This is a genomic window from Paenibacillus solisilvae, assembly GCF_042656405.1.
In the GTDB taxonomy this organism is placed as follows: domain Bacteria; phylum Bacillota; class Bacilli; order Paenibacillales; family Paenibacillaceae; genus Paenibacillus_Z; species Paenibacillus_Z solisilvae.
On the sequence record NZ_JBHSOW010000048.1, the window covers coordinates 1 to 11,499 of the forward strand.

Consider the following 11,499-nt stretch of genomic DNA (forward strand, 5'->3'; position numbering starts at 1 on the left):
GGAAATTCGCCTTTATCTATTTCAGTACACTTCACAAAATCAAAAACAAATGTTTTTCAGTGGCCTCGCATAGACCCCTCCGTATTTCTATAGTAAGACCGCTTTGATCCGTCTTACGCCTGATGACGAACTTTCCTCCTTGATAATCTTAAACACTCCGAGCTCAGAGGTGTTGGATGCGTGCGGGCCTCCACAAATTTCTTTCGAATGCTTTCCAATGGTATACACTTTGACCAAATTACCGTATTTGCTCTCGAATAATCCAATTGCTCCTGCTTCACGTGCTTGATCAATTGTCATTTCATCAAATGTTATATCAGCTCTATCAGCAATTGCCTCATTAACTATGCGCTCAGTTGCCGCTATTTCCTCATCAGTCATTTTACGAGGAAACGAGAAATCGAATCGAAGCCGTTCTGATGTGATGTTACTGCCTTTTTGAGCTGCTGTATCACCCAGCAGCTTACGTAGTGCCGCATGAAGCAAATGAGTCGCTGTATGCAGCCTGGCTGTTTGTTCCGAATGATCTGCAAGGCCACCTTTGAACTTCTGCGCGGCGCCGGCTTGCGATAACTCTCTGTGTTTTTGGAAACGTTCCTGATAGCCTTCAAGATCGACGGAAATTGATCGTTCTTTTGCCAACTCCATGGTTAATTCAATTGGAAAGCCAAACGTATCATAAAGCTTGAAAGCTGACGCGCCATCTAGCTTCTCTTCACCAAGTGCACTGGCAAGTTTCTCGAATTCGCGCAATCCTTGGCTGAGAGTCTTATGGAAGCGCATCTCCTCTGCCTGCAGCTCGTCGATAATCAACGATCGGTTTGCTTTCAACTCCGGATACATAGGGTCATATTGATTAATCACCGTGTCAGCAATAACTGTTAGTCCGCCTTCTGCAATTCCAAGGTTCATTGAAAATCGAACTGCTCTGCGAATAAGTCGGCGTAGCACATACCCCTGATCGACATTGGATGGGGTCACACCCCTCGTATCGCCCAATATAAAGACAGCCGTCCGCGTATGATCGGCGATAATCCGATACGCTTTACTGTGCTCAATATAAGATTTATTCGAAAGCTGTTCAATGGCAGCGAAAATCGATGTAAACAAATCGCAATCGTATACCGTACCACCATTTAAAGCCACGAGCACACGTTCCAGTCCCATGCCAGTATCAACGTTTTTTTGAACCAATGGTTCAAACGCACCTTCAGCCGTCTTATTATATTGCATAAACACGTTGTTCCAAAACTCGACATAACGTCCACATCCGCATGCTGGAGAGCAATTCGGACCGCAGCGTTCTTTATCCTTAATAATGAAAATTTCAGTATCCGGTCCACATGGACCGGTCTGTCCAGCCGGACCCCACCAATTGTCCGTTTTTGGCAAGAAGAACAGTTCTTCCTCACGCTGCCCGAGCTCACGCCAGATTTCATATGATTCTGTGTCTCGTGGAGCATCCTTATCGCCTTCAAATACGGTTACGGCGATTTTATCCTGTGGAATACCCAGCCACTGCGGTGAAGTGACAAATTTCCAACTCCATTCAATTGCTTCACGCTTGAAGTAGTCTCCAAGCGACCAATTACCCATCATCTCAAAAAACGTACAATGTGTATCATCCCCGACGTCATCAATGTCACCCGTGCGAATGCACTTTTGAATATTCGTCAGTCGAGAACCGGCCGGATGCTTCTCCCCTAATAAATAGGGCACCAGGGGATGCATTCCGGCTGTTGTAAACAGGACTGTTGGGTCATTCTCAGGAATGACGGAGGCGCTTTGAATAACAGCATGACCATTTTCTTGGAAAAAAGCAATGTACTTTGAACGGATCTCATTGGATGTGTATACTTTCAATATTTGTTTCCCCTTTCGTTTTGCCCGGAAAATAAAAAAAAGCCCCAAAAAATGGGACGATTTAATCGCGGTACCACCCAAGTTATTGTACTCGTACAAACCGTACAATCGGCTTCATCGACAATAACGGGTCGAACCGGCGGGTGTTAATCGCACTCAGGAACCGGCAATATGCCGCGGCTCGCAGGATAGTCGCACCTAAGTCCATCCCTCTCTGAGCAAGCCGTCTAACATACCTTGTTCTATCATCGATTTTTTATTTCGGACAAATGAGTTGAAATGATTGTAACAATATGGAACGAAAAAATCAACGGATACGATTAGCAAGACATCGAACTAGCCGCCCATTTTAACGACTATTTCGTTTTTTGCTGATCTTTCTCGACTTGTTTCTTAATTTCCTCACTATGCTCTTTTACCGGTTGGTAATTGCAAGCAGTTAAAAGAAATGCGACTAAAATCACAGATAAAAATGTCTTCATCGTTTTCCTCCATTTGTAATCAATTCTATAAATAATGTGTTCCATTGAACAAAATATATGCGACATCTCATCGACCATTGATTTGACCCGATTATTTTGCCCTAATTGCGGAAACCATAAGATTGCAGAATAATTCGGATTGGAGATCATTCCATGAAGATAATTGTTGCTTATATCTCCATTTTGTTACTGAGCTTGTCCTTTTTGGTTATAGCAGATGTACTTGCAGGGATGCCGCTTTCAACAGCGATTCATGTTCAAATAGAATCGTTCAATGTCTCATCCTTATCAGAAAACGTTGCTATTGTTTTATTGATGATCATCCCCATTCTAACCCCGTTTATGAAAAAGCTGTGTAATCCAAAATAATCGAAGACGTTCTTTACGATTTGAAAAAATAGGGTCTGCCTCTCATCCCTGTACGACGGATGAACGCTTTTACCTCAACCTCGACTTTACTTTCAGCAAACATTTCCGGCCATTTCTCCTTGCGTTCTATCTCCTTCCATAGCTTAGGGTAAGAACGCCTTACTGCATCGCCAAAGCCAAATATATCGCTCTTCCTGCTTTGAGCCACCTTGACGGCCTTCATGACTTCCTCTTCTGTCTCTTTTGCCCATTGCTTTTGCAGGTTGGTGATCTCTTCACGTTTATTCAAGTCAATCGAACATTGAACCTCGTTCACGACTCCTGCCTCATCGATGCGGATGCGGAATACCGGATGTCCGTCTTTCATGTTCACCTTGACTTTTGTCCTGGACCGAATCAGTTCAACCGCAGTGCCTTCCACTATATCCTTGCAGGCAATATTTACAGCTGTGCGTTTCATTTTATTTTGAACCCATAAGGTCCCTCGCGCTTCCTCCCCATCCAACCACTTGTTCAGCTTTTTGCCTTTAAATAAGGCAATTCCCTCAATCTTGATTACAGCAGGCAAACTCGTATGCTCCAGATTCGCTTTCGTTTCCCCGATTTTTGGATCACCTACGATTCGAACGCCGCTTATAGCCGTTTCACCCGTTCCTTGCAGAGCTTTGATTACATCCAGCAATTCAACAACCACGCTTTGCCCCCATTCTTTAGATGTGAGCGCCAATTTATTGGCGAGCGCTCCGGCTTGAGAGTATTCCGCCGGCGATAAGACTCTTAGAACGGAATCCGCACTGGTTCCTCTCGCAATAAGAATGGGGGAGGTCAAACTGAATTTGGGGACCCTTTCGAAGAAATCAAACAATTCCCCAATACCGGCTTTTGCCATAGATTCACCTATAATCAAATACTGTATATGAGCAAAGAACAGTTCCCTGGGTACTTTCTGTGATGCTTTACGCATGGCTCCGAATAACGTATGATCCGTATCTGAATGAACAATAACCGGTATCCCCCCTGCACCGCCCTTCCTACCTATGGACACGGAGCTCGGAATTATGATTTGGAAGGTTACCCGATATTCATTCGTTTTCTGCACCTTATCAATTCCCATCCCCCTGACGATTGACTGCTTATTTATCTCTCTGCTGTTCCAGCAGCCGGTCAACAGCAGCACTACGGACAGGAACATGATTATAGTTATTAGCTTCGTTGCTTTCATTCGGATCCCCTTCCGTTTTGTTCATTTTGGGGAGATGGCTGACTGGCTTCGTCCACATTCACGAGGCTGCTTTGACTGCTCAAGCGGGGGCGGAAAAAATAGGATCTAAAAGGGAAACGAACCAAAGTATCCTTTTGATCCTCCGGTATGAATGGTGCCAATGGAGACATATACGGAATACCGAATGAGTTTAACCCGCACATATGCGCCAAAATGATAATACTTAGCACAACGATTCCGAAAAAACCCAGGAATCCGGAGGCAATTATCATCGTGAACCGCAGCAAACGAATGGACAAAGCCATACTATAAGCCGGTGTCGTAAAGCTGGAAATACCCGTTAATGCAACTACAATGACCATCGCCGGTGTAATAATCCCCGCTTCAACCGCCGCTTGTCCTAAGACGAGGGCGCCTACGATGGAAACCGCTTGACCGACTGCGCGCGGCAGGCGAATACCGGCCTCCCGTAAAATCTCGAAGGTCACTTCCATCATTAATGCCTCGACGAAAGCAGGGAATGGGACGCTTTCTCTCTGGGCCGCCAGGCTAATATAGAGTGTCGTCGGAATCATTTCTTGATGGAAAGTAATGAAGGAAACATAAATTGCGGGGAAAAATAAAGAAATGATCAGCGCAGCATATCTTAATAAGCGTATTACCGTTGCTACTTCAAAACGATGATAGTAGTCTTCAACAACTTGAAAAAAGCCAAAAAACGACATGGGAGCGATCAAGATAAAGGGAGTGCCATCCACAAATATCGCAATTCTTCCTTCCAATAGATTACTCGCAACCGAATCCGGCCGCTCCGTATTGTGAATCGTTGGAAAAATCGTATAGGACTTATCCTGAATCAGTTGTTCGATATAGCCTGACTCCAGGATGGAGTCAAAATCAATCCCATTCAATCTTTTCTTTATTTCCTGTACAATCTTATCGTCAGCCACTCCTTTGATATACATAATGGCGACATCTGTTTGTGTTACCTTGCCGATTCTCATGCTCTCCAGCCATAAATTAGAGCTCTTGATTCTGCGGCGCACAAGGGCTACATTTGTCCCAATGCTCTCGGTAAACCCATCCTTCGGGCCACGAATGACCACCTGGGATGACGGCTCGGTTACTGCCCGCAATTCCCCTCCTTTGGTGCCGCAACCGATTGCTTCCGTCCAACCGTCTATGAAGATGGCCGCGTTTCCTGACATGATAGACAGGAGAGCCTCATTCCAACCTTTGATGACTTTGACTTCGCCAATCGACAAAGCGTTGTTCCGGATAAAATCAAACATACTCTTATCAGAAGCCATGTCTTTATTGGTCTCTATCGCTGTGTCAATCATCAGGGAGTGAAGGATAAACTCATTGACCATGCCCATGTCGGTTATTCCGTTCATATAAACCATGGCGACTTGAGAATGTGAACTTCCTACTTCAAATTCGCGTATCGTAATATCGGGGCTGTGACCAAGCTGTGTTCTGATATGATGCAGGTTGTCAGCTAATTGCGGATATAGAGAAAGGCTTCCTGAATGATTACGGACCTCATCTCCTTTCGATCCTTCACTGCCGGACATCCCTTTACTTTGAAATCTATTCCGAGGAAACACCATCTCACCCCTTGATTTTCGTTATAGGCTGAATCGCTTTGCGTATCAGATAACCTTCTGATTGTGCCCAAAGATTCCATGTGATGTGACTACATATTGCGATACAGCCGGAATCGCTTGCGAATCAAATGAATGATAAAGAGCAGCACCGGAATAAGACAGCTAAATAAAGGTTGAATGACCTGGAGCGCCGGACCTACTCCCTCCTGATTATGTTCCGGAAGACTCCATGCTGAAACGATGGAGACAAACATAATGATGATTCCGATCGGGTATGCCAACTTTCGTTGTTCCACGACTTTGAATACATCCGCTGCCACGGCTAATGCGGCATAGGCGTATATGGTCATTTTGAAGAAAACGCCGATAATCAATGCCAAAATGACAAAAGCATCTAAGTGCTGGATGAAACCCGCGATGTTGATCATGCTGATCGTGGTGAACAACGGGAAAACGGCGCGGCCGTATACATCCGCCCCGAGTACTGAAATTTCTATGGCATGCGTGTAGCTGAGCATAGCACTGCTGAGTAAAATGGCGATGATACCTGTTTTTCTTGCTGTTTGAAGCTTTTTCAAATGGGGAAGAATCGTCGTGAAGCAAACCAATTCCGCAAATGGGAATACAAACGTATACGGATAAGCCGCATGGAAGATTGAACCCCAGCCCCCTCCGCCAGTCAAAGGAAGCAAATTTTTCAAATCGATTTTGCCGGAAAATATGAGCAGCACATGACTGATCAGTCCCAAGCCAAGCGTGCAAATCAAATAAATTTCACCTAGTCGAAACAACACCTCGATCCCTTTGCGCAGCACATAAATAACAGCCATAATCATTGCAGTGTGAATCACAAGGGACGGTGTCAGATTATATGAAGATGAAATAAGCAGATCCCCAACTTCCCTCAAATTTCGAGCAGAGACATAAATGAAGAATGAGATGTATATAACGCAAAGCGGCCAGCCCAAGTAAGCTCCTACTATTTTGCGGATGTAGCCGCTTAAGATCAAATTCGGATTTTGCCGGAACAAGTAGTCGAAAATAACATATAACAAGAGGCCTGCGGGCAGCGCAACGAGGATAGTCAACCAAGCCCCTTCTTCAGCCTTCAATCCAATTGGGACCACCAACGCGCTGCCGAATTCAAATAAAATGATCATGGCAAATAGTTGGGCCGAGCTGATTACGCCTGTTTCTTTCATAATGATCCGTTCACCTTTCCGAACTCCAATAAATTCTTCTATATAATTCCAGAAGCCATTGGAAATTATACACTGGCTTTTCATTTCGGTTAAAGCTAATACTTCATAAACGTAATCCTAAATGTAGTTGATTTTGAATATTCGCTCTCAACTTGAATCATTGCATGATGGGCTTCAAAAATGGCCTTTGCGAGTGCAAGCCCAATTCCCATAGAATGTGAGTGCATTTATCTCTGGATACAAGGCTGCTAAGAAGGAACAGCGGTTACCGTTAGATCTTGATGATGCCGCCAGTCGTTTCGCCAATGGACATTATGTTGAGCAATCGATGCCAGGTCCTAATAGAGAACGTGATAAGATGGTTAGTGATGCTATCGCTAAACTGAAAACTGAACGTACTGGTGCTAAGGCTCGCTAATATAGCGGGCTTTTTTGTTTGCTTATAACGTAATTAATAATGAATTTTTTTACAACAACAACACGCTATGAAGAAACCCAACACATCGGTAAAGCCCGTCTGAGAGATACTGAGCAAAAGAGCGCTGTCAGCATTACATACAAAAAGAAAACCACATAGAGTTGTTGTTACAACTCGTACGTGGTGGCAATGTTCTTTGCGAAATCAATACCCAAAAAACAGTCTATTATTTACTTTAGTTACAACTTTATCCATACTAGAGGGAAAGGAGCTTAATAGCCCCACCAGCTCTTAAGGAACAGGAGTTAGTGTTGTGATTTTAACTGTTTCTGAACCGAGAACTCTCTGAGCTGCAATAAGGTTTCCATTAGCATCTGTCGAAAAAATATTAGCTGTAAAATCAACACCTGAAGTTCCATCAGCTTGAAACTCAAAAGCTTTGGCTCCAGCAATATCATAGGTCTTAATGATATTAGCAAGGGGCGGTATCGAAAATAGCTCATGTGCAATAGGTGTCTTTACAATCCCACTTCCAGTAATTATGAATACTTCAAGTTCAAATGTAACTGATTGTACAGCACTATCGTTGCTTATATCAAAAGTTAAAGTGGTAGCATTATCATTATTAAGAATAGGACCCGTTGTTCTTGGCATTTTTCTCCTCCTTGTACTTAAATAATGATTATTACGAAACAGGCTTTAATTGTGAAATCATTTGGGTTTCAATGCTCAGGACTCTTTGGGCTCCAATGCTGTTACCACTTGAATCTAGAGAGAAGACATTTATTATTACGTCAGGCGACATTATACTGCACTTCAAAAGAAGCAGCTCCCAGAACACTATAAGTCTTGATTTCAGTAATTAGCGGAGGTATCGAAAAAAGTTCAAGTACAATTGGTGTTAATTCCCCTCCAAGTCGGACAAATACCTGAAGTTCAACAATTCCTGTAGTACTAACATCATCATTGCTCAGTATAACGGTTACCATAGCTGCTGGATTTGGTCCATTATTCTGAATAACCCCGGTTGAATTAGCCATAGGACTTCCCCCCTCTTAAATTTTATAAAATAATATATATGCAGTAATGAATTTATTGCTTGTACAAAATCACCACCAGACAGGCAATTACAAGTACATCCATTGTGCATGCTTAACATCGAACAATGACAAATACTTGATCCCATAACAAAAAAAGCCGCTATTTGCGGCTTTAAATGGGACTATGTTTTTGATTTCCGACTATCGAGTTTACTTTTATAAAAGAAGCACTTTACTCCTCAAACAAATTTTCTCCTCTATGCAGCCGCCAGGCAATCCTAGCTGTGTGCGGAGTTTCCCGGGCGGTCGGAGCATGGGCAGCCAAATAGCGTGTGGCAGCGAGCAGCAGCGTCTCCTTGGCATGCTCTGCGAAAGGATCGTTCCGGCCGCTCCAATTATCATAGGCTGTCATTGCCGCTTCATAGAGCTGAAAGGAGTGAAATTCCGCATCCTCTCTCAGCAACGCATGACCTAACGTGTTCATCAGTGCTGAACGATCACCGCCTGCCTGTAAATAATGGACAACCCATTGCGCAGTCTCGTTCACCTGCTGCCTCTGATCCATAAGCTGCAGCAGATCATCCAGCTCCAGGCTCTTACCGGCTGGATTGGGCTTAGGCCGGGCTGCGGGAGGAACATTGAGGAAACGGTCCAGATATACACTGATTGCTCCATAAAATATCGCCCTAAACAGCGGTTGTTGACCGCGGGCTACGGTTTCATTTACAGCCTGAGCATACGTGAAGGTATGCAGAACCGCAATCCAATCGCCAAAATCATTCTGCGTATGAAACCGTACAATACGCTCTGCCGCTGCCAATACGATAAGCCTCGAGAGCTGAAGCGGATCCTTCCCAGCCTTAATGAATTGCAGAAGGGTGTTTATCGTAACAAGCGGTTGATCGCTGAGTACAACGGCAACAATCTTTTCTTCCTCTTCCACAGAGATTGGTTGACGGGCAATTTCCCCCTCATAATGAACAGGAAGCTGACTGAACGCATCACGGAGTGGTTCGACCAGCTTGATGGGTGCTTGCCATTGATGCAGTTCTTCGCTTCGGGTTGGATTGCCCAGTAAAGGAACAAGTGAAGCAAGCACCTGCACCTTCTTCTCTGGACTGACAAAGCTTAGCGATTCGAATGCCTTGTTATGGAAATCCAATGTATGACCGCCATCCAGATAGAAGTGGTCGGTAACCGCCGTAAACATCATGTCCGCGAGTTCCTGATCAGAGGCGCCTTTGAAGATGGAAGTTAGCAGTATCCTCTCCGCCCCTTGTGTATCCCTAACCTCAATGCAATTCCGATACCAGGCAGTCAATCTCTCCTGAGGAACTTCCCCGCTCGGAAGCTGACCCAGGAGAGGACGTTCCGCCCGGCCGCTGCTGCTGCGTGCCACATGGTGCAGCCCTTGATACAGCGCCAGCAGCTTTCCCATCTTATCCAGCTTCGGCAGGACTCGTGTCATTGCCGTAAGGATCGTGAGTCCTGAATTCCAACCGCCGCTCAGACGCGTGCCGTACTCGATACCGATCCGGGCGATCTCAGCCGCCGGGACACCTGATTCCAGCAGGCCAACAATTGCTTTGGCAATGACAATGCCGATATTTTGCTCCAGACCGCTTTTTAATCGATCCAGCTGCTTTTCTGAATCCCGGACACTGCGGGAACGCGAACGTACCCATACACCTTCATCCTCTATTTTCACTTCATGCGATGGTACATCATCTGCCCAGGGGTCAAGCGTCCCTCCACTGCATACATCAAATCTTGCATGATGCCAATGACAGGTAAGAATACCATCGCATAAACTTCCTACATGCAGCGGAAACCCCAGATGAGGACAGCGGTTATCCACCGCATATACCTGCTCTTCATGATAGAAAACGGCGATACCGCCTTTAATGACAGTGGCTTTCTCTTGTTGAATCGTTTTCAACGTTCCAGCGAATAACCATTCTTCCTTGTCGGCTGCCGTACTCATTTGAAACAAACCCCTTTCGGCTCGTTTAATAAGCTTTCACCCTTATTATACCAGTCAGAAACGGTTTCAGGGCTAATTCCGATCAACATTTTAAATCACAATGAGAGATTCCAGCGGCGACTGAAGGAAATAAGAGACTAAACCTCCAGTTCTCTTTTCTCGAAGTAGTGAATAGGGCGGATCTCAATTCCCCAGCCAAACTGCTCGCCTGCACCAACTTGCGTGGCTGGATGCAAGGAAGCCACACGGATTGCTTCCTCCATGTCACGCGCTTCTATGATGAACGCGCTACCAATCATCTCCTTGGTTTCGATAAAAGGACCATCGATCACCCTCACCTTTCCGTTCGCACCCCGCAAGCATTTGGCCTCCAAGGAAAGGCCGGCATCGATGATCACTTGTCCGCTCTTGTAGAGTTCCTCGAGGTGGGGCTGACAATCGCCCATGACTGCATCGACCTCCGCCTTAGGACGGGAATCCATTTTCTCTGGTTCTAAGTAACCCAAACATAAGTATTTCATTTTAATTCTCCTTTACATGGTTGGATTTTGGCTTGCAATCATTCTTGGACAATCAGTGACAAGGTTTCCGGGTCGAATCGACTGGTTTTATTCTTGCCTCTATTAAGTCGACGAACGGCATACTGCAAAGTCGACACATCCTCAAATAAAATTTTTAAAAAATATCCCTCCCTGTCAACAAGGTTAAGTTCATCTTACAGATGTCCTTTTTGTCTTGTCTACCAAAAGGGGTTAATTCCCATAGGGTTCATGAGGGGAGTGCATCCGGGGATAAGGGGAATCAGCCTCGGGACAGAGCGATCTAGGGAGAGATCCATGACTGCCAATCAACCTGCTTCGGCATCTTCGCTGCTAAGCAACCGATTCGTGCAAGCGATTTTGATATCTACGTTGTTTTTGCAAATTGGTATTTGGGTGCGAAATATCGCCATCCTGCTTTACGTCAAAAAAATGACTAAAGACGACGCGTTCGCCGTTTCCCTCATCTCCGTCGCGGAGTTCGCGCCGATCTTCGTATTTTCGTTTATCGGAGGGACGTTCGCAGACCGCTGGTTATAATAAAAACAATATATATTTATTGTATAACGATAAATTATATGCTAAAATCATGTTGTCATTAAATAAGTGGAGGAGGTGTTATAAATGAATGTTAAACGAGGTTCAACCACTTTCTTAAAGGCAATTATTTTTCTGGCTGGAATTGCAGTGCTTGCTTTGTGTATATTTTTAGTGCCCCATATGGCGAATTTCGCAGCAAAATTGTATCCAAATATTGCCCTAATGAAATA

10 protein-coding genes and 2 pseudogenes are annotated in these 11,499 nt (G+C 44.8%); 3 read left to right on the top strand and 9 right to left on the bottom strand.

Features of this window, described 5'->3' with window-relative positions:
* Positions 1-87 precede the first annotated feature (87 nt).
* Together ACFPYJ_RS14525 and ACFPYJ_RS14530 are read right to left on the bottom strand one after the other, a co-directional pair.
* Positions 88-1,962: an alanine--tRNA ligase gene (locus tag ACFPYJ_RS14525; protein ID WP_379188878.1), complete on the bottom strand. Its 1,875-nt coding sequence runs from the start codon at positions 1,960-1,962 to the stop codon at positions 88-90.
* A 257-nt stretch (positions 1,963-2,219) separates the two neighbouring features.
* The gene (locus ACFPYJ_RS14530; RefSeq protein ID WP_379188879.1) at positions 2,220-2,345 is read right to left on the bottom strand and encodes a hypothetical protein; all 126 of its coding nucleotides are present in this window, start codon (positions 2,343-2,345) and stop codon (positions 2,220-2,222) included.
* 153 nt (positions 2,346-2,498) lie between these two features.
* On the opposite strand from ACFPYJ_RS14530, the gene ACFPYJ_RS14535 reads away from it, so the two are divergent.
* A complete protein-coding gene (locus tag ACFPYJ_RS14535) occupies positions 2,499-2,714 on the top strand; it encodes a YczF family membrane protein (protein WP_379188880.1) in 216 nt (71 codons plus the stop codon).
* Positions 2,715-2,727: 13 nt separating this feature from the next.
* Here the strand turns inward: ACFPYJ_RS14535 and ACFPYJ_RS14540 are convergent, their stop codons facing one another.
* The 7 genes from ACFPYJ_RS14540 to ACFPYJ_RS14570 form a co-directional block, all read right to left on the bottom strand.
* Positions 2,728-3,936 carry a Ger(x)C family spore germination protein gene (locus tag ACFPYJ_RS14540; protein ID WP_379188881.1) on the bottom strand — a complete coding sequence of 403 codons (1,209 nt, stop codon included), beginning with the start codon at positions 3,934-3,936 and terminating at the stop codon, positions 2,728-2,730.
* A complete protein-coding gene (locus tag ACFPYJ_RS14545) occupies positions 3,933-5,549 on the bottom strand; it encodes a spore germination protein (protein WP_379188882.1) in 1,617 nt (538 codons plus the stop codon). The genes ACFPYJ_RS14540 and ACFPYJ_RS14545 overlap by 4 nt, the downstream gene beginning before the upstream one ends.
* A gap of 86 nt (positions 5,550-5,635) precedes the next feature.
* On the bottom strand, positions 5,636-6,748 hold the full coding sequence (locus tag ACFPYJ_RS14550) for a GerAB/ArcD/ProY family transporter (RefSeq protein ID WP_379188883.1): 1,113 nt from the start codon (positions 6,746-6,748) through the stop codon (positions 5,636-5,638).
* A 709-nt stretch (positions 6,749-7,457) separates the two neighbouring features.
* Positions 7,458-7,820, bottom strand: coding sequence for a hypothetical protein (locus ACFPYJ_RS14555; protein ID WP_379188884.1), 363 nt, complete (start codon positions 7,818-7,820; stop codon positions 7,458-7,460).
* A gap of 140 nt (positions 7,821-7,960) precedes the next feature.
* Entirely contained in the window at positions 7,961-8,206 is a 246-nt protein-coding gene (locus ACFPYJ_RS14560; protein ID WP_379188885.1) for a hypothetical protein, read from the bottom strand.
* 232 nt (positions 8,207-8,438) lie between these two features.
* Positions 8,439-10,190, bottom strand: coding sequence for a Rieske (2Fe-2S) protein (locus tag ACFPYJ_RS14565; RefSeq protein ID WP_379188886.1), 1,752 nt, complete (start codon positions 10,188-10,190; stop codon positions 8,439-8,441).
* Between the two features lie 137 nt (positions 10,191-10,327).
* The gene (locus ACFPYJ_RS14570; RefSeq protein WP_379188887.1) at positions 10,328-10,711 is read right to left on the bottom strand and encodes a YciI family protein; all 384 of its coding nucleotides are present in this window, start codon (positions 10,709-10,711) and stop codon (positions 10,328-10,330) included.
* A 315-nt stretch (positions 10,712-11,026) separates the two neighbouring features.
* On the opposite strand from ACFPYJ_RS14570, the pseudogene ACFPYJ_RS14575 reads away from it, so the two are divergent.
* Both ACFPYJ_RS14575 and ACFPYJ_RS14580 read left to right on the top strand, forming a co-directional pair.
* A pseudogene (locus ACFPYJ_RS14575) lies at positions 11,027-11,263 on the top strand (MFS transporter); the annotation flags it as partial.
* A gap of 90 nt (positions 11,264-11,353) precedes the next feature.
* Positions 11,354-11,499: pseudogene (locus ACFPYJ_RS14580) on the top strand (DUF2975 domain-containing protein); the annotation flags it as partial.